24 protein-coding genes are annotated in these 26,658 nt (G+C 55.8%); 9 read left to right on the top strand and 15 right to left on the bottom strand.

Annotated elements, in window-relative coordinates; all coding sequences use genetic code 11:
- Nucleotides 1–52: 52 nt before the first annotated feature.
- From phnC to C8N36_RS14135, 4 genes are read left to right on the top strand one after another with little or no spacing between them, the layout of a single operon-like run.
- Nucleotides 53–838 (top strand): phosphonate ABC transporter ATP-binding protein, encoded by a 786-nt coding sequence (gene phnC, locus C8N36_RS14120; protein WP_097805323.1) that lies wholly within the window; start codon nt 53–55, stop codon nt 836–838.
- The gene (gene phnE / locus C8N36_RS14125) at nt 835–1,644 is read left to right on the top strand and encodes a phosphonate ABC transporter, permease protein PhnE (RefSeq protein ID WP_097805322.1); all 810 of its coding nucleotides are present in this window, start codon (nt 835–837) and stop codon (nt 1,642–1,644) included. Before phnC ends, phnE (C8N36_RS14125) begins: the two co-directional genes overlap by 4 nt.
- Nucleotides 1,644–2,459, top strand: a complete 816-nt coding sequence (gene phnE, locus C8N36_RS14130) for a phosphonate ABC transporter, permease protein PhnE (RefSeq protein WP_097805321.1) — start codon at nt 1,644–1,646, stop codon at nt 2,457–2,459. The genes phnE (C8N36_RS14125) and phnE (C8N36_RS14130) overlap by 1 nt, the downstream gene beginning before the upstream one ends.
- A 48-nt stretch (nt 2,460–2,507) precedes the next feature.
- The gene (locus tag C8N36_RS14135) at nt 2,508–3,254 is read left to right on the top strand and encodes a 4'-phosphopantetheinyl transferase family protein (protein WP_097805320.1); all 747 of its coding nucleotides are present in this window, start codon (nt 2,508–2,510) and stop codon (nt 3,252–3,254) included.
- 78 nt (nt 3,255–3,332) lie between these two features.
- Here C8N36_RS14135 and C8N36_RS14140 read toward each other — a convergent pair whose 3' ends face one another.
- The 6 genes from C8N36_RS14140 to C8N36_RS14165 form a co-directional block, all read right to left on the bottom strand.
- Nucleotides 3,333–3,743 carry a hypothetical protein gene (locus C8N36_RS14140; RefSeq protein ID WP_141468107.1) on the bottom strand — a complete coding sequence of 137 codons (411 nt, stop codon included), beginning with the start codon at nt 3,741–3,743 and terminating at the stop codon, nt 3,333–3,335.
- Nucleotides 3,744–3,977: 234 nt separating this feature from the next.
- On the bottom strand, nt 3,978–4,925 hold the full coding sequence (locus C8N36_RS14145; RefSeq protein ID WP_097805318.1) for an ABC transporter substrate-binding protein: 948 nt from the start codon (nt 4,923–4,925) through the stop codon (nt 3,978–3,980).
- 64 nt (nt 4,926–4,989) lie between these two features.
- Nucleotides 4,990–5,997, bottom strand: a complete 1,008-nt coding sequence (locus C8N36_RS14150; protein WP_097805317.1) for an ABC transporter permease — start codon at nt 5,995–5,997, stop codon at nt 4,990–4,992.
- Entirely contained in the window at nt 5,994–7,520 is a 1,527-nt protein-coding gene (locus C8N36_RS14155) for a sugar ABC transporter ATP-binding protein (protein ID WP_097805316.1), read from the bottom strand. The genes C8N36_RS14150 and C8N36_RS14155 overlap by 4 nt, the downstream gene beginning before the upstream one ends.
- A 31-nt stretch (nt 7,521–7,551) precedes the next feature.
- Nucleotides 7,552–8,298: an SDR family oxidoreductase gene (locus C8N36_RS14160; RefSeq protein WP_097805407.1), complete on the bottom strand. Its 747-nt coding sequence runs from the start codon at nt 8,296–8,298 to the stop codon at nt 7,552–7,554.
- Nucleotides 8,299–8,312: 14 nt separating this feature from the next.
- Nucleotides 8,313–9,836, bottom strand: a complete 1,524-nt coding sequence (locus C8N36_RS14165) for a UxaA family hydrolase (protein WP_097805406.1) — start codon at nt 9,834–9,836, stop codon at nt 8,313–8,315.
- 100 nt (nt 9,837–9,936) lie between these two features.
- Here C8N36_RS14165 and C8N36_RS14170 point away from each other — a divergent pair, with 100 nt between their 5' ends.
- Nucleotides 9,937–10,635 (top strand): GntR family transcriptional regulator, encoded by a 699-nt coding sequence (locus tag C8N36_RS14170; protein ID WP_245910830.1) that lies wholly within the window; start codon nt 9,937–9,939, stop codon nt 10,633–10,635.
- Nucleotides 10,636–10,646: 11 nt separating this feature from the next.
- Complete coding sequence (locus C8N36_RS14175; protein WP_097805315.1) at nt 10,647–11,696, top strand: aldo/keto reductase; 1,050 nt, start codon at nt 10,647–10,649, stop codon at nt 11,694–11,696.
- An 84-nt stretch (nt 11,697–11,780) separates the two neighbouring features.
- Here C8N36_RS14175 and C8N36_RS14180 read toward each other — a convergent pair whose 3' ends face one another.
- The gene (locus C8N36_RS14180; RefSeq protein WP_097805314.1) at nt 11,781–12,701 is read right to left on the bottom strand and encodes a LysR family transcriptional regulator; all 921 of its coding nucleotides are present in this window, start codon (nt 12,699–12,701) and stop codon (nt 11,781–11,783) included.
- A 180-nt stretch (nt 12,702–12,881) separates the two neighbouring features.
- On the opposite strand from C8N36_RS14180, the gene C8N36_RS14185 reads away from it, so the two are divergent.
- Complete coding sequence (locus C8N36_RS14185) at nt 12,882–14,564, top strand: BCCT family transporter (RefSeq protein WP_097805313.1); 1,683 nt, start codon at nt 12,882–12,884, stop codon at nt 14,562–14,564.
- A 71-nt stretch (nt 14,565–14,635) separates the two neighbouring features.
- Here the strand turns inward: C8N36_RS14185 and C8N36_RS14190 are convergent, their stop codons facing one another.
- The 7 genes from C8N36_RS14190 to C8N36_RS14220 all read right to left on the bottom strand — a co-directional run bounded on the left by C8N36_RS14190 (nt 14,636) and on the right by C8N36_RS14220 (nt 21,783).
- Nucleotides 14,636–16,006, bottom strand: coding sequence for an FGGY-family carbohydrate kinase (locus C8N36_RS14190; RefSeq protein WP_097805312.1), 1,371 nt, complete (start codon nt 16,004–16,006; stop codon nt 14,636–14,638).
- Nucleotides 16,003–16,317, bottom strand: coding sequence for an L-rhamnose mutarotase (rhaM, locus tag C8N36_RS14195; protein ID WP_097805311.1), 315 nt, complete (start codon nt 16,315–16,317; stop codon nt 16,003–16,005). The genes C8N36_RS14190 and rhaM overlap by 4 nt, the downstream gene beginning before the upstream one ends.
- Before the next feature lie 4 nt (nt 16,318–16,321).
- A complete protein-coding gene (locus C8N36_RS14200) occupies nt 16,322–17,323 on the bottom strand; it encodes an ABC transporter permease (protein WP_097805310.1) in 1,002 nt (333 codons plus the stop codon).
- A complete protein-coding gene (locus C8N36_RS14205) occupies nt 17,320–18,297 on the bottom strand; it encodes an ABC transporter permease (RefSeq protein ID WP_097805309.1) in 978 nt (325 codons plus the stop codon). The genes C8N36_RS14200 and C8N36_RS14205 overlap by 4 nt, the downstream gene beginning before the upstream one ends.
- Complete coding sequence (locus tag C8N36_RS14210) at nt 18,294–19,841, bottom strand: sugar ABC transporter ATP-binding protein (RefSeq protein WP_097805308.1); 1,548 nt, start codon at nt 19,839–19,841, stop codon at nt 18,294–18,296. Before C8N36_RS14210 ends, C8N36_RS14205 begins: the two co-directional genes overlap by 4 nt.
- A 96-nt stretch (nt 19,842–19,937) precedes the next feature.
- Nucleotides 19,938–20,927: a rhamnose ABC transporter substrate-binding protein gene (gene rhaS, locus C8N36_RS14215; protein WP_097805307.1), complete on the bottom strand. Its 990-nt coding sequence runs from the start codon at nt 20,925–20,927 to the stop codon at nt 19,938–19,940.
- 55 nt (nt 20,928–20,982) lie between these two features.
- On the bottom strand, nt 20,983–21,783 hold the full coding sequence (locus C8N36_RS14220; RefSeq protein ID WP_097805404.1) for a DeoR/GlpR family DNA-binding transcription regulator: 801 nt from the start codon (nt 21,781–21,783) through the stop codon (nt 20,983–20,985).
- 187 nt (nt 21,784–21,970) lie between these two features.
- Here C8N36_RS14220 and C8N36_RS14225 point away from each other — a divergent pair, with 187 nt between their 5' ends.
- Nucleotides 21,971–24,067: a bifunctional rhamnulose-1-phosphate aldolase/short-chain dehydrogenase gene (locus C8N36_RS14225; RefSeq protein ID WP_176527101.1), complete on the top strand. Its 2,097-nt coding sequence runs from the start codon at nt 21,971–21,973 to the stop codon at nt 24,065–24,067.
- Nucleotides 24,068–24,124: 57 nt separating this feature from the next.
- Nucleotides 24,125–25,399, top strand: coding sequence for an L-rhamnose catabolism isomerase (gene rhaI / locus C8N36_RS14230; RefSeq protein WP_097805306.1), 1,275 nt, complete (start codon nt 24,125–24,127; stop codon nt 25,397–25,399).
- Between the two features lie 129 nt (nt 25,400–25,528).
- Here rhaI and C8N36_RS14235 read toward each other — a convergent pair whose 3' ends face one another.
- The gene (locus C8N36_RS14235) at nt 25,529–26,530 is read right to left on the bottom strand and encodes a hypothetical protein (protein ID WP_170125879.1); all 1,002 of its coding nucleotides are present in this window, start codon (nt 26,528–26,530) and stop codon (nt 25,529–25,531) included.
- Nucleotides 26,531–26,658 lie beyond the last annotated feature (128 nt).

Here is a 26,658-nt window from a genome sequence, read left to right on the forward strand (position 1 = left end):
CCCTTTCCAACAAAAAGCATTTAGCGAAAATTTTTGGGGCGGGGGGGCGATCATGCTGCGGCTTGATAAGCTTGTGAAGACTTATAAAACCGGTGACCAGGCCTTGAAGGCTGTGGAACTGGAGGTGCCAGAAGGTCAGGTTTTGGCACTGATTGGACCATCGGGGGCCGGAAAATCCACCCTAATCCGCTGCATCAACCGGCTGGTCGAACCCACGTCGGGGAAGGTGTATTTGGGCGATGTCGAACTGACGGGCTTGTCGTCAGGGGCGCTGCGCCGCGAACGCCGCCGGATGGGGATGATTTTTCAGGAATACGCCTTGGTCGAACGGCTGACAGTGATGGAAAACGTGCTGTCAGGCCGTTTGGGCTATGTCGGGTTCTGGCGCAGTTTTCTGCGCCGTTTTCCGCAATCGGACGTCGACGAAGCCTTTCGCCTGCTGGACCGCGTCGGGCTGGCGCATATGGCCGACAAACGCGCCGATGAACTGTCTGGCGGACAACGGCAGCGTGTTGGCATTTGCCGCGCGCTGATCCAAAATCCGGCGCTTTTGCTGGTGGATGAACCCACCGCCTCGCTTGATCCGAAAACCTCGCGGCAGATTATGCGCCTGATCTGCGAGCTGTGTCAGGAACGCGGCCTTGCGGCGATTATCAACATCCATGACGTGGCATTGGCCCAGATGTTTGTTCAGCGCGTCATCGGTCTCAGGTTCGGTGCCATTGAATTCGACGGACCACCAGATGGGCTGACGCCCGAGGTGCTCACAACTATTTACGGCGAGGAAGATTGGGAAGCGACTATTGAGGCGGTCGAAGACGAAGAGGCCAGCGCATGAGCGATGTAAACGCACGGATTGGCAAACCCTGGCGAAAACCGCCGCTGGTGCAACGGCGCTGGCTGCGCGTGCTGCTGCTGGTAGGGTTCATCGCCTATTTGATCGCCGCCTTTTTAACAATCGAGGTCAACTGGTCTCGCGTCTATGCCGGACTTGAACGCGGTCAGAAATTCGTTCTGGCCTTTGCCAATCCCGATTTCACATCGCGGTCCAGCGACATCTGGGAAGGCATGTTGGAAAGCATCATTATGACTGTTGCGGCATCGGTTGTCGGCATCGGCATTTCAATCCCGATCGCACTGGGTGCTGCGCGCAATGTGGCCCCCCTGCCCGTCTATCTGATCTGCCGCGCCATCATCGCCATCAGCCGCGCATTGCAGGAAATCATCGTCGCGATCTTGCTTGTTGCGATCTTCGGCTTTGGCCCCTTGGCCGGTTTCCTGACGCTCAGCTTTGCCACCATCGGCTTTTTGTCCAAGCTGCTGGCAGAAGACATTGAAAGCATGGACCGCGTCCAAGCCGAGGCGATCAAAGCCTCTGGTGCGCGTTGGACGCAATGGATCAATTACGGGGTGCAACCGCAGGTCATGCCCCGTCTGATCGGCCTCAGCATGTACCGGCTCGATATCAATTTCCGCGAAAGCGCCATTTTGGGGCTGGTTGGTGCGGGCGGTATCGGAGCGACGCTGAACACTGCCTTTGACCGCTATGAATACGACACGGCGGCGGCGATTTTACTGATCATCATCGTGATTGTCATGGCACTGGAATACCTGTCCGGCGTCATCCGTGCGAGGGTCCAATAATGCCAGTTCAAGATCTAAAAGGCCAAAAAGTCTGGCAGCGCCGGACCGGACGCGAAAGCCTGTTCCATTGGGTGTTGTGGCTGACCGGCGTCGCAGTCTTTGCCTATTGCTGGCAGCAGATTTCCGCCTCGACCACGTGGTTTTTCGTTTGGGACGCCCCGCGTATCGCGAGTGACATCTGGACCCGTGCCACCCCGCCGCGTTGGGAATACATCACCCAGCTCGGCAAACCGATTTGGGACACTCTGAACATTGCGACACTGGGCACGATCATTTCGCTGATCCTGGCGGTTCCGGTGGCCTTTCTGGCAGCGCGCAACACCACACCTTCGGCGTTGTTTGTCCGCCCGATTGCCCTGCTGATCATCGTTTCAACCCGATCGATCAATTCCCTGATCTGGGCGCTGTTGCTGATCGCGATTATCGGACCGGGTGTCTTTGCCGGAGTTGTCGCGATTGCAATCCGATCTATCGGGTTTTGCGCCAAGCTGCTGTACGAAGCCATCGAGGAAATCGACGAAACGCAAGTTGAAGCGATCACCGCCACGGGCGCATCGCGCTGGCAGGTCATGGCCTATGGCATTGTGCCGCAAATCCTGCCTGCGTTCGCCGGAATTGCGGTGTTCCGCTGGGATATCAATATCCGCGAAAGCACCGTTCTGGGGTTGGTCGGCGCGGGGGGCATCGGCTTGCAGTTGTCTTCGTCGTTGAATGTTCTGGCTTGGCCGCAGGTTGCATTGATCTTGCTGGTGATCCTTGCCGCAGTGGTGATTTCGGAATGGGTGTCAGCCAAGGTGCGCGGCGCAATCATCTGATCTCAACCGCTTGACCATCTTGGGGCCCGCCGTCATGCAGGTCCCAAGATGCACAGCTCACCTGAACTCGATTTGCCGACACGCAGCGGCGGTTTCTTGTCCGCCGCCGATCTGGCCGTGGCCCGAACGCCCGTGGGCGCAGGGGTCATTGCGCGGGCCCGCTATGATCTGGACGCCTTTGACCCCGATCTGTTTGCCGCGCTGGGGGTCGATCGACCGTCGCGGATCGCGGGTGCCATTGCCAAACGTCAGGCCGAATTCCTGGCGGGGCGCATGATGGCCAATTGCGCACAAAAGGCGCTTGGCCGCGCGCCCTGCCCTATCGAGATCGGCGAAAATCGCGCCCCGGTCTGGCCCGCTGGTCTGACCGGATCGATCAGCCATGCCCGCGGATTTTGCGCCAGTATCGCGGTTCCCGCCGCGCTGGGGGATCCCGGAATTGATATCGAGGTGATTGCCAAAGGCCGCACCCTAGACGCCATTTTGCGCAGCGCCTTGTCCGAAGCCGAGCGCGAGATCCTAAACAGCGCCTCTGATCGAAAGCCGGCTGGCGGATTGGCAACCTTGTGCTTTGCGGCCAAAGAAACCTTGTTCAAGGCCCTGTTCCCAACCGTCGGCCGTACCTTCGGATTTGCTGCGGCCGAGCTGCGAAGCCTGCCAAGCGACAGCCAGATATCCCTGTTCCTAACGCAAGATCTACACCGTGACTTGCGCGCAGGGCAAGGTTTTGACATCCACTATGAACTGGGTGCCTCAGAGGTTTTGACTTGGCTGGTTCATCCTCGGGTCGCGTAACTGCTCTTTGTTTGCAGCCTGTGTGGCCCTATCGCGTGACCATGTCATTTTACAAAGCAGCATCAGAGCGTTGACCGTCTAAGTGCCGTCACTTTTAGAGGCGAAATACGTGGTAGCAAGGCGTCCAACCGGACCCCGTGCCAGCGTATATGGGATGAATGCCAAAAAGAGCGCGATCACAAACGCCGCACCGGGGTGGAAGGTCTTCAAGACAAAAATCTGGTAAACCATGTCCAGCACAAACGCCAAGATGATGACCCGATTTGTGGCTTTGAGCCCCTCTTTCAAGGCAGGCCAGCGTCCTTCGGAAGGGAACAGGATCTCTAACATATACGGTCGGGCGCCGGAGCGCCCGTCGCCGATGCCATCGCGAACGGCAAGCAGCACCGCTATGGTGGGCTGCATAATAAAGCGAAACCCAAGAGGGCCCGATGTGCGGTTCTGTAGATTGTCCACAATCGTTGCGCCAAAGTCCTCAAGTCCTGTCATAGGTGCCCATCCTGCTTTTGACCCAAACTTCCAAAACAGCGTTTTGGAAGATGGATGCCATTGCGCCCAAGACGGTTCTTGCATCAATTCCGCTCTACGTCAAAATTCACGTGTCTCAAGTGGCAGAGTGAGCGGACCGGCAGGCCCTATAGGTGTTCCAACCTTGCTAAATGCTTAAAAAATAGGATGGAAACGTCGCGCCCCAAGGGAGCGTGAGGCGCGACGCAATATCAATCAATCGTACAGAACAGCCTGAATTTCGGCATTATCGATATTGGACTGATCGTAGTAGTAAAAGCCCGTGTCGATGATCGTGGACAGCGCTTCGCCGTTCATCGCGGCAATCGCTGCTTTCACTGTTTCATAGCCGATGCCGACAGGGTTTTGCGTGATCGCACCGGCCATCAGACCTTCGCGGATCGCGTCTGTTTGCGCTTTGCCGGAATCGTAGCCAATGATGGTCACGCCTTCGCTGGCCATTTCACGCACAGCGTTCACGATCCCGATGGCAGAACCTTCATTGGTGCCGAACATGCCGTTCAGACCCGGGTTGGCGGTCAAAATCGCCTTCGCAACTTCGGTGGATTGCAGCTGATCGCCTGCGCCGTACTGAACGCTTACAACTTTTATGTCGGGATACTCAGAGTCCATGCGGTTCAAAAAGCCATCACGGCGGTCGATCCCTGTGCGGCTTGTTTGGTCGTGCGCAACCACAGCAACCGAACCCTGACCGCCAAGGAATTCTGCCATTTTGTCAGCCGCAAGCGCCGCAGCAGCAACGTTATCTGTTGTGGCTGTTGCGACGGGAATATCGCTGTCTACACCGCTGTCGAATGCGACGATCGGAATGCCTGCGTCTGCTGCTTGGCGCAGCAAGGGAATGGCAGCTTGGCTATCAAGTGCGGCAAAACCGATCGCGGCAGGATTGTTGGCAAGGGCTGCGGCCAACATATCGATCTGACGATCAACCATGGTTTCATTGTCCGGACCTTCAAACGTGATCCGCACACCGAATTCTGCGGCAGCCTGATCTGCACCGGCTTTTACGGCCTGCCAAAACTGGTGCTGAAATCCCTTCGAAATCAGCGGGATGTAGATTTCATCTTGGGCAAATGCTGCGGGCGCAGATGCGAGAGCAATGGACGCGCTCAATGCGCCTACGAGGGTACGACGTGACAACATGATGGTTCCTCCTAAGTTGTCGGTGTTGCCCGGATCTCCTCCCGGACAGTTGGTTCTTGGGGTGTTAGCTTTTCTTGTTGCGGCGCATCATGTCGGCGTAGACCGCCAGAATGATGATCGCGCCGGTCACGACGGTTTGCCATTCTTGGGCCACCGACAGGACGCGCAGACCGTTGGTAAGGACTGCCATAATCAAGGCCCCGATCAACGAGCCAAGGATCGAACCACGCCCGCCTGAAAGGGACGTCCCGCCAATGACAACCGCCGCAATCGCTTCCAGCTCATATCCGAGCCCCAAGGCCGGTTGGGCAGAGTTCAGACGCGATGCGATCAACAGGCCCGCGATGCCAACGATTGATCCGGCAAGGGCGTAGATCGCAATTTTCCAGCGGTCCGTATTCACACCTGACAGGCGGACGGATTCTTCGTTGGAGCCGAGAGCAAAGCAGTACCGCCCCAAAACAGTGCGGTTCAGGATATAGGCGGTGACGGCGGCCACGATGAACAAGATCAACACGCCGTTGGGAATGGGCAGGGACGGAATGAAATCACCAATCAACGAGCCGCGAGAGATTTCGCTAAAGCCCGGCGTGTCGTTGAAATAGATCGGACGGGTGCCTGAAATCACAAGGCTGAGCCCTTTTAGGATCAACATCATTCCAAGTGTCGCAATGAAGGGCGGAATAGCCATTTTGGCGACAAAAGTGCCGGAACACGCACCGCAAGCTGCGCCCGTGATGACAGCCGCAACCACACCAAATGCCAAAGGCATTCCCGCGTATGTCAACACAACGCCGGTAATGACCGCGCAAAAGGTCATCATAGTACCAACCGAAAGATCAATCCCGCCGGTGATGATGACCAGCGTGACCGCAATAGCCAGCACGCCGTTGACCGATGTTGCCTGCAAAATTGCCAGCATATTGGACGTTTGCATAAAGTTGGGGGACGCGATGGAAAACCCGATCAAAAGCACGATCAGGCTGGCGAATGCCAACACGCGTTGGTGCGTTCCGGCCGCGATGATCCGCGACAGGGTCGACTTTGGAGCGTCTACAGTTGTTGTGGTCATAATACGTCCTCCGCGACACGCAACGCACTGTCGCGCTGGGTGGCTAGTTCCATGATCTGTTCTTGTGTTGTGTCTTCGCCGCCAGGCAAAATGCCGGTCAGGCGTCCTTCGCACATGACTGCTATGCGGTGGCTCAGGCGCATGACCTCGGGCAGTTCGGACGAAATCACGATGATCGCGCGCCCTTGTGCCGCAAGGTCTTCTAAAAGCGCATAGATTTCGGATTTTGCGCCAATATCAATACCGCGGGTGGGTTCGTCAAAAATCAGCACATCGCAATCGCGCAGCAGCCATTTCGCAATGACAACCTTTTGTTGGTTTCCCCCCGACAACAGCCGCACGGCCTGCATGTCGGACGGTGTCCGGATGCCCAATTGGCTGATGTACCCAATCGCCGTCTCTTTCATGGCGGCCTCATTCAGTACACCCGCGCGATTGGTGAACTCTTCCATATGGGCCATGGCGACATTGGCGCGCACCGTCATATCGACGGCCAGTCCAAAGTGTTTGCGGTCTTCGGAAAGATAGCCGATCCCGGCCTCGACAGCAGCGTGTGGGGTGCGGATGTCTATCGGCTGACCGGCCACCAAAATCTCACCCTCATCGCGGGGGTCGGCACCAAAGATAATCCGGGCGACCTCTGTCCGGCCTGCGCCCATCAGGCCCGCAAACCCTAAAATCTCGCCTTTGCGAACATCAAAGCTGACACCGCGGACCTCTTTGCCCCGCGACAGGTTGCGCACCTCTAGCGCCACAGGACTTTGCGATGTGTCGGGGATGGTCGGGGCTTTTTGTGTAACTTCGCGGCCAACCATCAGCTGGATGATCTTCGAAAGCGGTGTATCGGCGGCTTCGACGGTCTCAATGTAGGCCCCATCGCGCAAGATTGTGACGCGGTTGGCGATACGTTTGATTTCGTCCATGCGGTGGCTGATGTAGACGATTCCCACACCCTCAGACCTCAGTTTTTCAATGACTTTGAAAAGTTCCGTGATTTCGGCGTCATTCAGGGCCGCCGTGGGTTCGTCCATAATCAGAACACGCGGATTGTAAGACAGCGCCTTGGCGATCTCGATCAGTTGCTGGCGGGCGATGGTCTGGGTACTGACGAGCGTGCGCGGGTCCATATCCAGATTGAGCGAAGCAAATATTTCGGCGGTTTGGCGGTTTAGTTCCGGTTCGTCCAGCCGGCCCAGTCTTTTGCGCGGCTCACGTCCGATAAGAACGTTTTGGGCCGCCGTCAGATCATTCATCAAACTCAACTCTTGATGAATGATTCCGATGCCAAGATCTTGGGCGGCGCGCGGGCCATCAGGCGTGACCGGATTGCCATCCACAAACATTTCGCCGCCGTCACGGGCATAAATACCCGACATGATTTTCATCAATGTGGACTTGCCGGCTCCGTTCTCGCCCATCAGGGCGTGCACCTCTCCGGGGCGCAGATCAAACCGAACGTTCTTAAGCGCATGCACGCCCGGGAACCGCTTTTCGATCCCCTTCATCTCCACTAGGTAACTCATGTCGAAGTTCCTCCCAAACCAACCAAATTCGCTAGATTGTGCAGCCGCCGTCCACCAAAACGGATTGCCCCGTCATGAAGCTGCTGTTGTCCGACAGCAGGTGCACAATTGTCGGGGTCAGGTCGTCCACTGTGGACAAACGGCCCATGGGCTGACGGGCAATAAAGTCTTTTTCTGCCTGAACCGGATCCGGTGCCGATGCGATGCGGCCTTGCAAGGCGGGCGTATCAACCGTGCCCGGGCACAGCGCATTACACCGCAAGTTTTGCGCGACAAAATCTGCTGCGATGGCCTTGGTCAGGCCAATCACAGCGGCCTTTGTCGCGCCATAAGCCGTGCGTTCGACAAATCCTTTTTCGGAGGATGCCATGGACGCCATGTTCAAGATGGATGCGGTGCCTTGGCTTTTTGAGCGGCGCAAAAGGCCGGGCACAAATGCACGGCACATGCGCACCATGGATGTAACATTGAGATTGACGGAAAAATCCCAAGCAGCATCATCAAGATCCAGAATGGAGCCGTGATGCACAACGCCAGCACAGTTGAACAAGCCGTCAAGATCAGGCAATTCAGCGGCGAGCGATGTGATCGCCTCTGCATCGGTCACGTCAAGAACGCGGGTTTCGATCCCGTCGATGCCCGCCAGATTGGCAAGTAGATCTCCGTTTAGGTCTGTGGCAAAAACCTGCGCTCCGGCAGCTGCGCAAGCCCTTGCACTTGCAGCGCCGATACCCTGACCAGCAGCGGTTATCAGAATTTTTTTGTTCTTTAGCGTCATTTCGTTCCCCATGATCACATCACCGCGCCGATCTGCCAGGGGACAAATTCCACCCCGCCAAAACCCAGCTCTTCGCTTTTGGTTTGCCCGCCCGAAGCGATGTGAATAAACATCTCGAAAATCTCCGCGCCTTTGTCGGTCAGCGCGACGCCGTCGCTGACGATATCGCCACAGTTGATGTCCATATCGTCGGACATGAGGGCGTACATTTCAGAGTTGGTGGCGATCTTGATGCACGGGGTTGGCATATAGCCGGACACCGACCCCCGCCCTGTCGTAAAGACAATCAGGGTCGCACCAGATGCGATTTGTCCGGTGACCGAACAAGGGTCGAAACCGGGGCTGTCCATAAAGACAAAGCCCTTTTTGTCGATCTGCTCACCGAACAAATAAACGTCCGTCAACGGCGCACTGCCGCTTTTGGCAACCGCACCAAGTGATTTTTCAAGGATCGTGGTAAGACCGCCGCGCTTGTTGCCGGGGCTGGGGTTATTGTCCATCTCGCCTTTGTTGCGGGCGGTGTAATCTTCCCACCACCGCACCCGGTCGATCAGCTTTTCACCGACGTCTACGGTTGCCGCACGGCGCGTCAACAAATGTTCCGCACCATAGATTTCGGATGTTTCGGACAAGATCGTTGTGCCGCCGTGACGCACCAACAGATCTGACGCCACACCAAGTGCGGGATTGGCCGTAATGCCGGAATACCCGTCAGAGCCACCGCACTGCATCCCGACAGTCAGATGGGAAATCGGCGCAGGCTTGCGGCTGGCAGCATTGGCCAGTTCCGCAATGCCGCGCAATTCGGTTAGCCCCTTTTCAACGGTCTTGCGGGTGCCGCCCTCGTGTTGGATGGTCATGTAGCGCAGCGCGCCATCGGCCCGGATCGGGCGGCCGCCCACAAGGGCAGACACCTGCATGACTTCGCACCCAAGCCCGATCAATAAGATTCCGCCAAAGTTGGGATGCTGCGCATAGCCGGACAGCGTTCGGAACAAAGTGTCATAGCCTTCGTTTTCGCCAGACATGCCGCAGCCGGTTCCATGCGTAATGGGCACAATGCCGTCAATGTTGGGGAAATCGTCTAGCAGACCGGATTTTTCAGCCGCCTCCGCGATGAATTTCGCGACAGAGCCGGAACAGTTTACCGACGTTAGAATACCAAGGTAATTGCGGGTCCCTACACGACCATCTGCACGGTGATAACCGTTGAATGTTTTGCCCTCGGGCGCGGCCTGCAAGGCCGTGGCCTCGCTCGCATAAGCGTAATCCTGTGCGTGTTGACCCATGCCAAGGTTTTGCACATGCACGTGTTCGCCAGCGGCAATGTCTTGAGTTGCCTGACCAATGATCTGGCCGTAGCGCAGCACGTTTTGGCCTGCCTTGATCGGCACAATCGCAAATTTGTGGCCGCGCTTCACGGACTCCAAAAGCGCCACCCCACCCTCAGAGCCAAAGTCGCCTGCATCAATGTCATCCAACGCAATGGCGACATTGTCTTGCGGGTTCAGCGTTAGCATTCGGGGCAGGTCAGTCATCTTTCGCATTCCTCTGGCCCGAAGCAGGCCTGTTCGATAATCTGGCTTCTAGCTTGACTTGATGCGTACGTCAACTAACATGTTAGTAGGAGATTACAGAATGGAAATGCCTGACCAAATGCTCGACATCAATGAAATGGACGGACCGCTCGGGCAGCGTGTCTACACCGTGCTCCGCACCAGCATTCTTGAAATGGCGATCAAACCCGGAGCGATTCTGCGCAAAGGCGCGCTCTGCGAGCAGTTGGGCGTATCGCGTTCCCCTGTCGCAGATGCCCTCAGCAAGCTGTCGTCAGACGGGCTGGTAGACATCATTCCCCAATCCGCGACGCGGGTGTCACGGTTCACAATGACCCAACTTCTGGAAGAAAACTTTTTGCGCGAAGCCGTAGAAGTCGCCGCAGTGGCACGGGTTGCCCATGATTGCACCGACGATCAATTCATGCGGCTGTCCCGCAATCTCCGGCTTCAAACCTTGCTTGTCGAAGACAATGATTTCCAAGGTTTTTTCGAAGCCGATCTCGAATTTCACAAATTAATCCTGAGCTTTACAGGGTTTCCAAAAGTGAACCATGTGGCCGAGGAAATGACCTTGCAACTGCGCCGCGCGCGTAAATTGATGCTGCCCGAACCGGGCCGTCCTGCGCAGGCTGTCCTAGAACATCAAACCATTCTTAAGGCGATCGAGAACAAAGACGCCGAAACGGCGCGCACCACCATGGCGCGTCATATTCGTCAAGTGACACAGCGCATTGTGCCCCTTGAACGCGAACATCCGGAGTTTTTCCGGACAACCTGAATTGAGACCCCATGAAGCTGGCCACAAAAAACCTACTGAACCAACGCACCCAATCCCCCGTTGCGCTCACACAACTTGGCTTTGGCGCTGCGCCACTTGGCAATCTGTATCGCAAACTTGAAGACCGCGACGCCCAAGCCACCCTTGATGCGGCTTGGGCGTCCGGCATCCGCTATTTTGACACTGCCCCGCAATACGGGCTGGGCCGGTCCGAATTGCGGATGTCTGATGCGTTGCGCAGATTTGATTCTGACGCGCGGACGCTGTCCACAAAGGTTGGCCGCGTCTTGAAGGACTGCGCGCCAAGCGAAGTTACGCCCGAAGCCTTTGTTGACGTGCCTCAAAAGCGGATCGTCTTTGATTTCACCTATGACGGGATCCTGCGCAGCTATGAGGATAGCATCGCCCGCCTTGGGACGGATCAGATTGATATGCTGTTTTTACATGACATTGACGCAGGCACCCACGGCCAATCATTCGAAGACAACAACCTGCATCAGTTGTTTTCCCAAGGTGGCTATCGCGCCTTGTCAGAGCTGCGAGACGCGGGAAAAATTTCCGCCATCGGCGCAGGTGTGAACACATGGCAGATCTGCGAACGTCTCTTGGGTGAGGCCGATTTCGACGGGTTTCTTTTGGCAGGGCGCTATACGCTTCTGGAACAAGACCCGCTTGATAGCTTCTTGCCGCTCTGCGTCAAACGCGATGTCGGGATCATTCTGGGCGGCCCTTACAATTCGGGAATTCTGGCCACGGGCGCTGTCGACGGCGCGCGCTATGATTACGCCCCTGCGCCAGAAAACATCCTGCAACGTGTTCGCGAATTGAGCGACGTTTGCGCTGCACATGACACGCCCCTTATCGCGGCTGCGCTGCAATTTCCCCTTGGTCACACCGCCGTGCAAACTGTTATTCCGGGGGCCTCCACGCCCGAAGAGGTGCGCCAGAACGTTGCCATTTTCGAAACATCTATCCCGGCCGGGCTTTGGTCGGATCTCAAATCCGAAGGCCTTATCCGCCCTGACGCACCGACTCCGTTGGCTGCTGATCAAGGTGCCTAGCCCAGATTATAGACGTTCACCGGCAGCACCGGCAGCACCGGCACAGGGGTAGTTGGCACAGTTTTTGATGCCGGGATGAGACAGTCAGGCGTGCGCTTCGATCAGACAGTTTAGGAATGCCGCAGTCTTCCGGTCTGGTCGGTGCCGCTTGCGTGTGATTGCGGCAAACGGAACAGTATAAGAAATCTCATCAAGGAACAGCGGCCAGAACCGCCCCGCACCACCGATGCCATTGATGACATGATCTGCAAGAAAACCAAGATATCGACCCGATTGCACCAAAAGCGCCAGCGCTTCTTCGTCCTTCACACTCGCAGCGCGTTCAAGCCCAAGCATATTGGTTGCGCGCATATTGGGTGAGTTGAAAGAATACCCTGCATATTTATGCTCGGACAAGGTCGTCTTTGGATCACAGCCCTGGCTGTTCTGTTCGAACAGCGGATGACCTGCGCCGCAATAAAGGCTCATTTGGGCAGAGTAAATTTCGGTGTATGTAAGCAGCGACGACGTTTGATAAATTGGCATAACCGCCAGATCCAGAGATCCGTTGACGACATTGGCCTCAAGTGCCGTCAACGGATCCAACGATATTTCCAGTGTTACATTTGGAGCCAGCTCATCAAACTTCGCGATAGCCTTGTCTATTTGCGCCTTGGGGTTGGCCGATGACTGATCATAAAGTCCAAAGCGAATGGTGCCGGACATCGTGCTTTGAATAGCATCGACGCCAGAGCGAAATTCATCAATCCGAGCAAGCAATTGCACCGTCAATAGAAGAACTTGCTCTCCCTCGGGCGTCAAGCTGAAGCCGGACGGGCCGCGATTACACAAGCGCAGCCCAAGCCGGGCCTCCAGGTCGGAAATATGACGGGAGATCGTAGATTTTCCGATGTTCAGCTCAAGCTCAGAGGCCGCAATCCCGTTGCAGGCCGCAACAACAACGAAGACGCGCAGCAACCGCACATCGACGTCTCCCAATGATTTCAGGATCGCTTGTCTAGCCACGCATGGTTTCCTTTTGATGAAACCTTAGAGAGAAAGGTTGTGAATTTTCAAACCAGATTCTTCCCCTAACGTAAATGCAGGTGCTCAACAAAATCACCAATTCAACGCTGCGCCGCAGGAGGCAAGGCGGCCAGTTGGTGACGCAAAAATAGAGCCGCCAGAACCAACAAAGAGGAAGCCATGTCTTTAAAACCACCCCTAATGGACTTGCCAATCCAGACATCCGACAACGGATTCTACACTGGCTTTAGCAAAAGTGTTGCCATCTACTCGAAGATAATCGTCGCGATCCTGGTGATCTGGGCCGTTGTTTTTCCTGAGCAGGCTGGCCGCATTCTAAATGCAATCAACAGCTTTATTTTGGCCAATACGGCCTATTGGTACATTTACATTGTCGCCCTGTTTTTCACCGTCTGCACCGTTCTTGCGATTATTCCCGCTTCAGGCCGTCTGAAGCTGGGCGTTGAGGGCGACAAACCCGAGTTTGGAGATTTTTCATGGTTTTCCATGATGTTTGGCGCGGCAATCGGTGTCGGCATGCTGACATGGGCTGTGGCCGAACCAGTTTATCACTTTCAAAACAACCCCGATGTGATCGCCGGATTTGCCGAAGGCGGAAACGCTGACAATGTGCGCAATGCCTACAAATGGTCAAACCTGCACTGGGGCTTTGGCGCGTGGGCTTGCTACGGCATCACGGGGATGGCGATGGCGTATTTCAGCTACCGCCGCGGGCTGCCTTTGACTGTGCGGTCATCCCTGACGCCGATTTTCGGCAAAGCGCTGTCCGGCGCACTTGGCAATGTGATCGATATCGTGGCCGTTGTTGCGACTATTCTGGGCGTTGCACAGGCGCTTGGATTTGGCGTTGAGCAATTCGTAGCCGGCATGACGCGGATCGGCATCGGAGGCATGACAAACGAAGCGGGCACGGCTAACACCTATGGTGTTCTGGTTGCGATCGCGATCATCATGACCGCATCAACCGCATCGGCGCTGTCCGGCGTCGGAAAAGGGATCAAGTTGCTGTCCAACGTCAACATGGTCTTGTCCATTTTTCTGTTGGGGTTCTTTCTGGTTTTCGGGTCCACATTCTTTGGATTGAATGCCTTGTTCTTCGGCATCATCGACTACATCATGGCGCTGCCGAAACTGATGTTTCAAGTCTTCCGGACTGACGGTATTGAGGGATCGGTCGCAACAAAGCTTGAAAACTGGCAAGGGGCTTGGTCCGTATTCTACTGGGCATGGTGGGTCGCATTCGCGCCGTTCGTCGGGATGTTTCTTGCGCGGATTTCCAAAGGCCGCACGATCCGGGAATTTGTTCTCGGTGCGATGATCATCCCCGCAATAATGTGTTTCGTTTGGTTCAGTTTTGCAGGTGGAACAGCGATTGATCTGACGCTCAATGGTGGGGCGGGAGACGTGATCTTTTCCCGCCCGGATGGTGACAAGATTTTCGCAATGGTCGTTTACATGCTGGGTCAGAATCTTGGCTGGATCATGTCTGCACTTATTGTAATTTTGTTGCTGACCTATCTGGTGACAACTGCCGACTCCGCTGTCTTGATCGTCAACACCATCAACGCAGCCGGAGACGAAGGACCAAAAGCGCGCCCGCATATCTACTTCTGGGGCATCGCACTGGGTGCTGTTGTGGCTGGTTTGTTGATTGCCGGTGGTCCCGGTGGTGGCCTAAAAGCCATTCAAACCGCGATGGTCATCGGCGCGTTTCCTTTTTCCATTGTTATGGTTTTGCAATGTGGCGCTTTGATCAAAGGCATCTGGAACGACACTAAACGGAGTTCCAATGGCGTGCAGGCAACGACGGATTCCGTTGTGGTTTCCGCCGCAGCTGAATGAAACTGAGCCGGGGCTGAACGCATCTTGATGGCACAGGTTTACAAATTTGTGCCATCAGGCGCTGCGATACTTCACAGGCACGCGCGCCAGTTTTCTGCATAGCGCTCCAATTGACGAACAGTCTCAGGTTTACTGTGCATCTCGACCGGTGCCACCATAGACGCCGACACCAACATGGCGGCCCCGATACTTGTTCCGGTTTTTGAACGTGCAGCCCCAGCGCCTTCGGGCCGCAACACCGCCAGCATATCAAGAAAATCCAGATTTCGGGCAAAAGACCCTTCGACCAGTGTGGGCCCTTGCGCGCCAATCAAGCCAAGGCAGCTGTCCGTCATCAAGGCCAGATAGAGAGACAGCGCATAAATCCGCTGGCCGTCCGTTTCTGGCGCGCTGCTCCAACCGGACACACGGCCTGGAAACGGGCCGCTGTTGGGCTCAACCGCAGGCAACAACATGATGCCATTTTGCAAAACCGCCTGCCGGTCTTGTGCCGTTGGTTCAGCCGTCGATCCATTGCGGATCAATTCGTATTCGCGCCCGCCCATAAAACGGGCGGATGGAACGGGTGCCCCAAGCGCATTGACATTGACCAGTGTGTCGCGCGCCGGGTCAAGGTCCACCTTCGCCCCGTTCACCGCCATGACAACAACCCAAGTGCCTGTGGAGACAACAGAAAACCGGCGTTCCTTGCTTTGCAGATAAGGAACCAATGAGGCGTTGCTATCATGAATGCCGCAAACAACCGGTGTCCGTGATCGCAAGCCCGTCTCCTGTACAACATCCGGCGTCAAGGTGCCCAAAACCTGTGAAGACGGCAAAGCCGGAGCCAGTTTGTCAGACAACCCCAGCGTTTCCACCAGCCCCGAAGGCGACCCCGTCCAAGGGTTCCACAAGTCCGTATGGCACCCAAGAGAGGTCACATCACAGGCCAGTTCTCCGGTGAGCCGATAGGCCCAATACTGCGGATAGGTTATGACATGCGCAGTGCGATCCAAAAGAGACGGATCTTGTTCGAACAGCCAGTGCAATTGTGCCCCTGCGTTCAGACCTCCGGGCAAACGGGGGGATCCGGTTAGGGAAAACTCCGGCCGTAGTGCGCCGTATTCTTCCGAACAGCCATCCGGCCCGTCATGTTCATAATCAAGCATCGGAGTCGCCAGATTGCCGCGATCATCCACCAAAACAAGCGCAGCCCCGTGGGTTGTGATCGAAATCGCATCCACCCCGTGACTGCTGTGAAATGCCGCCAAATTCTCAAGGAAGAACGCCCAATGGCCGTCCAGATCAAAATGCGGATACGGGGCCTTGCGGATCACCGCATTCGGCCGGGTCACAACGGCAATTTCGGACAGGGTTTCGCCGTCAACCAACGCCAGTTTCGCGTTGGTCTTTCCGACATCGATCACTGCGATATGTTTGGGGGTTTTTGCCGGATCGCTCATGGCAAATGAAACACGGTTTCAAGCGGGTGCACCACCGGTGCGTTGTCTGCCTGCGTTTCCATGATATCCGCCATATGGGCCCACCAACGCTGCATGACAGGATGGTTGGGCAAGTCTTCCAATGCACGGGCATCCTTGCACCAGAGCACCGCAAACAAGTCACCTGTGTCTTCGGCGAAATGGATCGAATAATCCTCTACGCCCGCCGCTTTGAGACGCTGCACCAGCTCTGGCCAGATCTCGTCATGGCGTTTGCGGTATTTCACAATCTGGCCGGGGTTCAACCGCATCCGAAAGGCGACTTTTTCCATAGCCTCAAACCCTCTTTTTGCGCCACATGGACCACAAACGCGGCAGGGCAATGACCCCGATCAGCAGCAGTCCGATAAAGATCGACATGACGATACCCGGCACATTCAACAAACCAAGCCCAAAGGTCACCAACCCCATAACAAAGGCGGCAATGACAACCCCCGGAATAGACCCCGAGCCGCCCAGAATATTGACGCCGCCCAAGACAACCATGGTCACCACTTCCAACTCCATTCCACTCGCGATGGAGGGCCGAGTGGACCCAAGGCGCGATGTCAGACAGACCGCCGCCAGACCGGACATCAGACCGGTTAGCAAGAACAAGATCATCTTGACCCGATCAACGCGGATGCCGGAAAACAAAGCCCCTGTCGGGTTGTTGCCAACGGCATAAACCGTGCGGCCAAAACTGGTTTTGTGCAACAAGAGGCCAAAGACAACCGCTAGTAGCGCAAAAATCACAAACTCGACCGAGATCACCCAAAAGACATAGCCCTGCCCGAACCATGCAAAGTCAGCCGGATAGCCGCGAAACGCGCCATCCCCGAGAATGATGTAGCTCAGACCGCGAAACAGGCTCATGGTGCCGATGGTCACAACAATCGACGGCAGGCCCAGTTTGGTCACCAACGCGCCGTTGAAGGCTCCGCACAGCATCCCGGTGGCAAGCCCGACCAGAACCAAAACCGGCGTGCCCGCCCCCATTTCCATCGCAACCCCCATCGCGGTGGACGCCAGCGCGATGATCGACGCAACAGACAGATCAATTTCACCCGCAATAATCAGCAAAGCCATGGCAAAGGCAATCATCGCCTTTTCGGTGAAATTGAACGTGGCGTCCGACAGGTTCCAAGCATCCAGAAAATAGGGGGACGCCAGCGTGTTAAGGATAAAAATTCCAACGGCAACCGCCAAGAGCAAGCTTTCCCAACTCATCAAACGGGCCTGCATCGGCGATCTCAGACGGTCGGGGATATGACGGGGCGTGGTTTGTGACATACTCATTGCGCATGCTCCGCTGATTTGAGGATGATGCGGCCCTTGGACCGCCCGGATTGGGCATTAAATGCGACGGCGATGATGATTGCAGCGCCGGAAATCGCCAGTTGCCAAAAGGGCGAAATGTCGACGACCGGCAGGGCGTTTTTCACAACGCCAAGGAACAGCGCACCCAGCAATGTCCCCACAACAGTCCCTGCCCCGCCTGCAATTGAAATCCCGCCGATAACGCAGGCGGCGACAACGTCCAGTTCAAAACCGCCAGCGATATCGACATAGGCCACCGAATAACGGGCGATCCAAAGATAGCCGGTCAAACCGGCCAACATGCCCGATATGGTAAAGGCCAAAAACTGCGTCCGGCCAACGTTAATTCCAGTATAGACAGCCGCGTGCGGGTTGCCGCCCACCGCATATATCGCGCGGCCCAGCGTTGTGCGGGCCATGACCACAATCATCACAATCGCAACCAAAATAGCGATCCACCCCAATACGGGCATCCCCAGTAAGCTGGCCCTTGGGAAGGCCGTGAACGAGGCACTCATCTCATGGGCGTTGATCCACTTGCCATCGGTCAACAAAAAGATGACACCGCGAAAAATGGTCATCGTGCCAAGGGTGACGACAATCGGCGGAATGCTTAACTTCCAAACCAAAAGCCCGTTGATAGCCCCCAGTGCAGCCCCCATAACCATTGCAAAGCAAATCAGCACGAATATTGGCAGGTCCGGCATCGCGACGTTGATCATAGCGCAAACCATGCCTGTTAAGGCCAGGTTGGCGGCAACGGACAGATCGATACAGCGTGTCAGGATCACCACCATTTGTCCGATCGCAAGGATCATAAGCGGCGATGTGTCGGTGAACACGGCGATCAGATTGGATGGGACGACAAAGCCGGGAAACCGCGTGGCCACAAGTGCCACCAACAGCGCAATGGCCCCGAACAAAATGGCTTCGCGGGATTTGAGCAAGGTCATGTGTCACCTCCGGTTTCACGAATTCCGACCGCCTGCCGGACAAGGGTTTCGGGGGTCAAGGCATCGCCCTCCAACTCGGCGACCATGCGCCCGTCACGCATTACGATCACGCGATCAGACATGCCCATAATCTCTGGGATTTCCGAACTGACCATAATCACAGAAAGGCCCTGTGCCGCCAATTCTGACATAAAATCATGGACTGCGGCCTTGGATCCGATATCGATACCTTTGGTCGGCTCGTCCAAAATGATCACCCGCGGTTTTGTTGCCAACCATTTGGCAATCACCACTTTTTGCTGGTTGCCACCCGAAAGCGCCCCGACGTTTGTATCCAGTGACGCGGCCCGCAGATCCAGCCGTTCGGTATATTCACGGGCCAAAGCGAATTCTTCGGCCATTCGCACGAACCCGTTGTTTGATGTCTTGTGCAGCGACGGCAAGGTCACGTTCTGGAAAATCGGCATGTCCAGAATGGCCCCCTGTTTACCCCGATCTTCGGGCACGTAAACAATGCCGGCTTTGATCGCCTCGGCCGGGGACCGGATCACGCGGATATCCCCCCCCACACGCACCGCCCCTTTGGACGGTTTGGTGATGCCAATCAGCGATTGCATGAATTCCGACCGCCCTGCCCCGACCAGCCCGTAAAATCCGAGAATTTCGCCGCGCCGCAGAGTAAAGTTGATGTCCTCGAATTCGGTCGGGTGACTGTAGCCCGCAACAACCAGAACATCTTCGCCAATTTCAGCCTCCCGTTTTGGGAACAGCTGATCAACTGAGCGGCCAACCATCATCTTGACCAGATCGGCTTCGGTCACATCATTCATGATGCCCGCGCCCACCAACTGACCGTCACGAAAGACAGTGAACCGGTCCGCAATGCGGAAAATTTCGTCGAATTTATGTGAGATGAACAAGATTGCCTTGCCCTGCGCCTTGAGCGTGTCGACCAGTTCGTACAGTTCTTCGATCTCGGTCTGGCTCAGCGCGGCGGTTGGCTCGTCCATAATCACCACCTGCGCTTCGACGGACAGCGCGCGGGCAATGGCCACCAAATGGCGGGAGGCAATGCTCAGATCCTTGAGCTTTACGGCCGGACTAATCTTCGCCCCGATCGAGGACAGGATTTCACCGGTCTTTTTGTACATGGCCGCTGTGTCGATCAAGCCGAACCGACCTTTGGGCGCATGGCCAATAAACACATTCTCGGCGACCGACAATTCATCAAACAAAACCGTTTCTTGATGGATCGCCGTCACCCCGGCCTTTGCAGCATCTTGCGGTGTGGCAAAGGGGACAGGCGTGCCGCCCAGCAAAATCTGCCCGCCGTCAGGCTGATAGATTCCCGTCAATGTTTTCACGACCGTCGATTTTCCAGCGCCATTTTCACCGATCAAGGCCGTGACCTGACCTGCATAAAGGTCAAGCCGCACCCCATCGAGCGCTTTGACGCCGGGAAACACTTTGGTGATATTGTCGAGGGTCAAGACAGGCGGCGTATCACCCGATCCGTCCGCGCCCTGTGGGCCAAGATTTCGCATCGCGCATCCTATAGCAAAGCCGCGCCTTGAAGGCGGGTCATGTCTTGGAAACCGGGGGCATGCAAAGCGTGCCCCCGGACATATCAAAGGATCTTATTAAAAGATGTCTTTGAAGTCTGCGATGTTGCTGGCGTCATATACAAACGGATCGGCCATGGCGGCAGCGTTTGAATCATCCAGCGTGATGGTGCCCATCCGGCCAATGGCGATTTCTGCGCCTGGTTCGGCTGTTGCGGCCTCGGTTGCCAGTTGATGGGCCAGCATTGTCGCCGAATACCCAAGGTCAATCGGGTTCCAGATCGCAAAGGATTTGGATGCTCCGCTTTCGATTGCGCCGGCCATTTCAGACGGCAAACCCAATCCTGTGACATTGACTTTGCCGATGTTGCCAGCATCCGCAACGGCCTGCGCTGCGGCCACAATGCCAACAGACGTCGGGGCGATGATCGCGTCCAGATCAGGATGCGACTGCATCAGGCCGGTGGCTTCGCGATAGGATTTATCAGCCAGATCATCCCCGTAAACGGTCGAGACAACATTGATGCCCGGATAGTTGCCCAGCACCTTGGTCATCTCGTCGATCCAGATGTTCTGGTTGGTCGATGTCGTGGTGGCAGAGAGCACAGCAACGTCGCCGCCATCAGGCAGATGATCCGCCGCCAACTTGACAATCATGTTGCCAATCAAAGCGTTCGAGGATGGGTTCAGGTGCGCCATGCGCCCGTCATCGGCAACGCCGGAGTCCCATGAAATCACGGTGATACCGCGCTGCATGGCTTTCTTCAACGTCGGCACAAGGGCGTCGGTGTCGTTGGCCGAAATGGCAATGGCATCCACACGCTGGGCAATCAGAGAATTGATGACCTCGATCTGGCCTTCAGCGGTGGTGTCAACTGGACCTGTATAGATGATCTCAACGCCGCCCAGCTCTTCGGCGGCTTCTTCAGCGCCTTTCGCTGCGGCTTCAAAGAACCCGATCCCCAAGGCCTTAACGACCAGCGCGATGCGCATGTCCTCGGCAGATACGGGTCCGGCGAACAGTCCTGCGGCCACAGCCACGGATGTCATGAGTTTAGCAAATTTCATCGGGTTTCCTCCCTGGTTTCCCAAATTCACGGCTCGCCGGTCCATTTCTGGCCAATTACGAAGCCGCCTCCTCCTTCACGGCACCAACCGGCACCACGATCAATTTGATGTCTGCCGCTTCGACCATAGCGGCCGAACGGTCACTGATCCCGTCATCGGTGATCAGCACATCAATGTCTTTTAGCGGGCATAGAACGAGGCTTGATCGCGCTTCGAACTTACCTGAATCGACCAGCAAAACCAGTTCATCGGCCTGACCGATCAGCTTTTGCTCGGCCTGAATAATCAACGGATCCGCTTCCATAACGCCAAGCGGCCCTACGCCCTGCGCGCCCATAAACATGCGCCGCGCATAGAAGTTGCGGGTCACGTCATTATCAAACGGGGACAGCACGATATTTTGCTCGCGGTAGATAATACCGCCCGACATCAGCACGGTGTTCTTCGAATTCTTCAGCAAATGTTCTGCCGTTGGAAACGAGTTGGTAAACACCTGACAGCGCCGCGTCGCCAATGGATGCACCATTTGAAACGTCGTGGTGCCGCCATTGATAATGATCGGCTCGCCCTCTTCGCACATTTCAACCGCTTTGCGGGCAATTGCTTGCTTTTGCGCGATGTTGATTGTCTCGTTCACAGCAAAGGGTCGCCCCGCCAATCCCGGCAATTGATTGGGATGCAAGGCCTCGGCCCCACCCCGTACCCGGCGTAGTTTCTTTGCTTGGTGTAATGCCGCCACATCCCTACGGATCGTGGCTTCAGACGCGCCAGTCAAGCTGCACAGGTCCAAAACCGTCACAACCGGACGATCCTGTACTGCTGACAGAATGATATTATGGCGTTCCTTTTCGTGCATCGTTTCCTCCCGTTGACATTGAAGGTGCCGCAAGGAACCAATCATTGTCAATCATAAAATGTCATTTTCTTTTCATTATCGATCACTGGTGATTGTTTTTGACGATTATTGATTGACATTCCGTCGCAATCCAATCACCCTTTGACCAAATCAGATTAGATTATCTGTGGATCGGGAGGAGATCACAATGACCACCGAGGCAAAACTGCTAGCGTCGCTTTGGGATGACGCAAAAGCAGCCACAATGAGCGAAGCCGACAAGCTGTTGTATCGCTCAAACCTGCTTGGTTCTGACAAACGCGTGACCAATTACGGCGGAGGGAACACCTCGGCCAAGGTTATCCAGCCTGACCCGTTGTCGGGCAGCGACGTTGAAGTGCTATGGGTCAAAGGTTCTGGCGGCGATGTCGGATCGATCAAAATGGACGGGTTTTCAACCCTTTATATGGACAAGCTGCGGGCGCTTAAGGGCAAGTATCGTGGTCTGGAATTCGAAGATGAAATGGTGGGCTATCTGCCCCATTGCACATTCAACCTGAACCCGCGTGCTGCGTCCATCGACACGCCGCTACATGCCTATGTGCCCCGCGCGCATGTCGATCACATGCATCCCGATGCCATCATCGCCATTGCAGCCGCCAAAGACAGCAAGGCCATGACAAAAGAGATTTTCGGTGATGACATCGGCTGGCTCCCTTGGAAAAAACCGGGTTACGAATTGGGGCTTTGGCTGGAAGATTTCTGCCTGAAAAACCCTGACGCCAAAGGGGTGGTTTTAGAATCGCACGGGCTTTTCACTTGGGATGATGATGCCAAAACCTGCTACGAGCTGACGCTTGAAATCATCAACAAAGCCATCGCCTATTTCGATGAAAAAACTGCCAATATTCCGGCATTTGGCGGAGCAATCCATCAAAGCCTGCCATCAGACGAGCGCCGCGCCATTGCCGCCCGCCTGATGCCGGCGATTCGCGGCTTTGTGTCCGGCCAGCAGCACATGGTTGGCAATTTTGTCGACACAGATACGGTGCTGGACTTTGTGAACGCCGCGCAAATGCGCGATCTCGCTGCGCTTGGCACCTCTTGCCCCGATCATTTTCTACGCACCAAAATTTGCCCGCTAGTTGTCGATTTTGACCCGGCACAAGGCAATATCGATGCCGTTCTGGAAGGGCTCGAAGCGCAGGTCGCTGAGTACCGCAAGGGATACGAGGCCTATTACGACCGCTGCAAACATGCCGATAGCCCCGCCTTGCGCGACCCGAACGCCGTCGTCTATCTGATCCCCGGCGTCGGTATGATCACCTTTGCCAAGGATCGGGCCACTGCGCGGATTTCTGGCGAGTTCTACGTCAATGCAATCAATGTCATGCGCGGCGCATCCGCCGTTTCTGAATACTGTGGATTGCCTGAACAAGAAGCCTTTGACATCGAATACTGGCTGCTTGAAGAAGCCAAATTGCAACGCATGCCCAAGCCCAAAACCCTTGCCGGTCGCGTGGCATTGGTCACCGGCGGCGCAGGTGGAATCGGATCGGCCACAGCCGAACGCTATCTAACCGAAGGGGCCTGTGTGATGCTGGCCGACATCAACGAAGACGCGCTTAAGTCAACCGCCGAAAACCTGATGTCACGCTACGGCAGCGATGCTGTGCGCACAGTTGTCATGAATGTGACCGACGAAGACGCGGTGGCAGCGGCCTATGCGCATACTGCTGTTGAATTTGGCGGTGTCGATATTTTGGTCTCAAACGCAGGCATCGCTTCCTCGGCTCCGATCGAGGAAACGACACTGGCGCTTTGGAACAAGAACATGGATATCTTGTCGACCGGGTATTTCCTTGTCTCACGCGAAGCGTTCAAAATGATGCGTGTGCAAAACATGGGTGGCTCTGTGGTTTTTGTGGCCTCAAAAAACGGTCTGGCCGCATCGCCCAATGCAGCGGCTTATTGCACTGCCAAAGCGTCTGAAATCCATCTTGCGCGTTGCCTCGCGCTTGAAGGGGCCGAAGCGGGCATTCGTGTCAACGTGGTGAACCCCGATGCGGTTTTGCGTGGGTCCAAAATTTGGGAAGGCGACTGGCTTGATCAGCGCGCAGGCACATATGGCACCGACAAAGACGGGCTTGAGGAAATGTATCGTCAGCGGTCCATGCTCAAACGGTCGGTATTGCCCGAAGATATCGCCGAAGCTGCCTATTTCTTTGCTTCCGATAAATCGGCAAAATCGACAGGCAACATCGTGAATGTCGATGCCGGAAATGTGCAAGCCTTTACGCGCTAAGATCAACGCCGCGCCCTGCCCTTCGCGGCATTGCGCGGCACCCTGAGGGAGGGGACCATGATAGATAAGACAGTGATCGAAGCGCAAAACGCGATGCGCACACCCGATTTGGACCGTGATTTCGACTATCTAGGCGAAAAGCTGGATCGGCGCGGCATCGACATCAATCAGATGGTTGATCGTGCCAAAGAGTTTGGCCTCGCGGTTCCGTCCTGGGGCACTGGAACCGGGGGCACCCGTTTTGCCCGCTTTCCCGGACCGGGCGAGCCTGCAACCATCTTTGACAAGCTCGATGATTGCGGTGTGATCCACAGCCTGACACAGGCTGCACCAACCGTTTCCTTGCATATCCCGTGGGACAAAGCCGACCCGCAGGATTTAACCGCAAAGGCCCACCAGCACGGGTTGGCCTTTGATGCGATGAATTCGAACAGCTTTCAGGATCAGCCAGATCAAATCCATTCCTACAAGTTTGGATCACTGACTCACACAGATGCCGCGACCCGTGCGCAGGCTGTGGAACACAATCTGGAATGCATCGAAATAGGCCAAAAAATCGGGTCCAAGGCGTTGACGGTCTGGATCGGGGACGGCGCGAATTTCCCCGGTCAAACCCACATGGGACGACAGTTCGAGCGGTATTTGTCTTCGATGAAAGAGATCTACAAAGGGTTGCCCGACAATTGGCGCTTGTTCTCGGAGCACAAGATCTATGAACCAGCGTTTTACTCCACGGTAGTTCAGGACTGGGGCACGTCACTGCTGACGGCGCAGGAACTGGGTGACAAGGCGATGTGTCTTGTCGATTTGGGCCACCATGCCCCGAATGTGAATATCGAAATGATTGTGTCGCGGTTGATCCATGCCGGAAAACTGGGCGGATTTCATTTCAACGACAGCAAATATGGCGATGACGATCTCGATAGTGGAACCATTGACCCCTACCGCCTGTTTCTCGTTTGGAACGAATTGGTTGATGCGGAAAACACACCCGGTCTAGATCTGGCCCATATGATTGACCAATCGCACAATGTGACTGATCCAATCGAAAGCTTGATGATTTCAACTATGGAAATTCAGCGGGCCTATATTCAAGCCGCCTTGGTCGATCGCGAGGCGCTTGCCGGATATCAAGCTGACAACGATGCCTTGATGGCTTCGGCGACATTGCGCGCTGGATTCCGTACCGATGTCGACGCGATACTAGGGAGAGCCCGCCTATCGTCTGGCGGTGCCATCGATCCGGTCATGACCTTTCGCGCATCCGGCTATCGCGCCAAGGTGTCTGATGAACGCCCGATCGCAAACGGTGCAGGCGGCGGAATCGTTTAACCCTGCCTGAAAGCCCCTCAACGTCCGCAGATATGTACTGAATCTACGGACGTTGAGGGGGCATACGGGTTTAGCGCACACGCCCCCTGCCCTGGAATGAGCAACGACAGCGCACTTGGCTGCGTGTTCCTAGCGTTTCGCTTCGGCGTCATGGGCATATGCAACGTATTGCGCCACGTCCTGCCTGTCCTGCGTGCCCAGCACGGTCCCTTCTGCGAGCAATGTCTGCAACACAGGTTGAAGCGACCAGTTTGCCCGTGCGCCAAACTGGCGCGCCGCAGCCCCTGCAAGCCGCGGCTCAAGCCAAAGCGTGCTGTTGATTGCCTGTAAGACAGAGGATTCCAAGGCGCTGTCATCTGTTGCGCCATGTAATGCCATCGCTTCGATCAGCAACTCGCGCGCCAGCAGCGAAACCTCGGGGTTGGTCAGGTATCGGGATGCGATTAACCCGACCGCTTCGGGACCAACAAGTTCGATCATTGCAGTGGCATAGGCCCCTAGAAAAACACCTTCGTATTCGACGTTGCTATCAACACCTGCTTCCAATCGCTTGCGCAATTGAGCATCGTCGCTCAGACCAAGCAGTAAGATGCGTATCGCCCTGAATTCAGACTCATTGAACGCATTGAACTGGCTCATCAAGCGGACAGGATCAATCGCAAGGTCGAGGCTGCGCAGAACCCCATAATCTGCCTGATCCAATTCTCGCAGCGCTATCTTGTGGATACGTTCATCAGGATGCGCCAGAAGCGTCGCAAAAAAGCGGACCCGATCAAGGGTGTCTCCGCTTTCCCAAACGGGCAATTTGGCCATGATGGCCATCAGAACCGGGGCCAGTGCGGCATCGACATATGCAAGGCGCTGCCATGGGCCATAGGCCCCGTCCCGGGCAAACAAGACTGCTGAATTGGCATCAATCGCAAAGCGGTGGCGAGTGGTTGAATCGACCAGAAAAGGCAGCTCGGGCGAGCCAAGATTGCCCTCCAACGCTTCGTAGGCCTCATACCGAAAAGGATTATTCGACGCGTTGCGCGCAAGCACGATTTCGTCGCTTGCAAGGAGCCGGTCAACCAATGTCGGTTGCGGCGTGTAATTGTGAAATCCGCAAGCATTGGCTGAGGAAGCGAGCATCAGGCCGACAGCCACTATCACCGAAATTACAGCTCTGACCATTGTGGAACTATATGTAAAAATTAGCGGCATATGATCTCGGACATTCTCGATTCAAGTCTATGTGGTTTGTCAGTCCGTGGCCCAAA

It is taken from the genome of Pelagimonas varians (assembly GCF_003208435.1).
GTDB lineage: Bacteria > Pseudomonadota > Alphaproteobacteria > Rhodobacterales > Rhodobacteraceae > Pelagimonas > Pelagimonas varians.

Excerpts from the sequence above, each read along its gene's own strand:
- phnC (WP_097805323.1), top strand. The coding sequence starts at position 53 with ATGCTGCGGCTTGATAAGCTTGTGAAGACTTATAAAACCGGTGACCAG.
- phnE (WP_097805322.1), top strand. The coding sequence starts at position 835 with ATGAGCGATGTAAACGCACGGATTGGCAAACCCTGGCGAAAACCGCCG.
- phnE (WP_097805321.1), top strand. The coding sequence starts at position 1,644 with ATGCCAGTTCAAGATCTAAAAGGCCAAAAAGTCTGGCAGCGCCGGACC.
- C8N36_RS14135 (WP_097805320.1), top strand. The coding sequence starts at position 2,508 with ATGCACAGCTCACCTGAACTCGATTTGCCGACACGCAGCGGCGGTTTC.
- C8N36_RS14140 (WP_141468107.1), bottom strand. The coding sequence starts at position 3,743 with ATGACAGGACTTGAGGACTTTGGCGCAACGATTGTGGACAATCTACAG.
- C8N36_RS14145 (WP_097805318.1), bottom strand. The coding sequence starts at position 4,925 with ATGTTGTCACGTCGTACCCTCGTAGGCGCATTGAGCGCGTCCATTGCT.
- C8N36_RS14150 (WP_097805317.1), bottom strand. The coding sequence starts at position 5,997 with ATGACCACAACAACTGTAGACGCTCCAAAGTCGACCCTGTCGCGGATC.
- C8N36_RS14155 (WP_097805316.1), bottom strand. The coding sequence starts at position 7,520 with ATGAGTTACCTAGTGGAGATGAAGGGGATCGAAAAGCGGTTCCCGGGC.
- C8N36_RS14160 (WP_097805407.1), bottom strand. The coding sequence starts at position 8,298 with ATGACGCTAAAGAACAAAAAAATTCTGATAACCGCTGCTGGTCAGGGT.
- C8N36_RS14165 (WP_097805406.1), bottom strand. The coding sequence starts at position 9,836 with ATGACTGACCTGCCCCGAATGCTAACGCTGAACCCGCAAGACAATGTC.
- C8N36_RS14170 (WP_245910830.1), top strand. The coding sequence starts at position 9,937 with ATGGAAATGCCTGACCAAATGCTCGACATCAATGAAATGGACGGACCG.
- C8N36_RS14175 (WP_097805315.1), top strand. The coding sequence starts at position 10,647 with ATGAAGCTGGCCACAAAAAACCTACTGAACCAACGCACCCAATCCCCC.
- C8N36_RS14185 (WP_097805313.1), top strand. The coding sequence starts at position 12,882 with ATGTCTTTAAAACCACCCCTAATGGACTTGCCAATCCAGACATCCGAC.
- C8N36_RS14190 (WP_097805312.1), bottom strand. The coding sequence starts at position 16,006 with ATGAGCGATCCGGCAAAAACCCCCAAACATATCGCAGTGATCGATGTC.
- rhaM (WP_097805311.1), bottom strand. The coding sequence starts at position 16,317 with ATGGAAAAAGTCGCCTTTCGGATGCGGTTGAACCCCGGCCAGATTGTG.
- C8N36_RS14200 (WP_097805310.1), bottom strand. The coding sequence starts at position 17,323 with ATGAGTATGTCACAAACCACGCCCCGTCATATCCCCGACCGTCTGAGA.
- C8N36_RS14205 (WP_097805309.1), bottom strand. The coding sequence starts at position 18,297 with ATGACCTTGCTCAAATCCCGCGAAGCCATTTTGTTCGGGGCCATTGCG.
- C8N36_RS14210 (WP_097805308.1), bottom strand. The coding sequence starts at position 19,841 with ATGCGAAATCTTGGCCCACAGGGCGCGGACGGATCGGGTGATACGCCG.
- rhaS (WP_097805307.1), bottom strand. The coding sequence starts at position 20,927 with ATGAAATTTGCTAAACTCATGACATCCGTGGCTGTGGCCGCAGGACTG.
- C8N36_RS14220 (WP_097805404.1), bottom strand. The coding sequence starts at position 21,783 with ATGCACGAAAAGGAACGCCATAATATCATTCTGTCAGCAGTACAGGAT.
- C8N36_RS14225 (WP_176527101.1), top strand. The coding sequence starts at position 21,971 with ATGACCACCGAGGCAAAACTGCTAGCGTCGCTTTGGGATGACGCAAAA.
- rhaI (WP_097805306.1), top strand. The coding sequence starts at position 24,125 with ATGATAGATAAGACAGTGATCGAAGCGCAAAACGCGATGCGCACACCC.
- C8N36_RS14235 (WP_170125879.1), bottom strand. The coding sequence starts at position 26,530 with ATGCTCGCTTCCTCAGCCAATGCTTGCGGATTTCACAATTACACGCCG.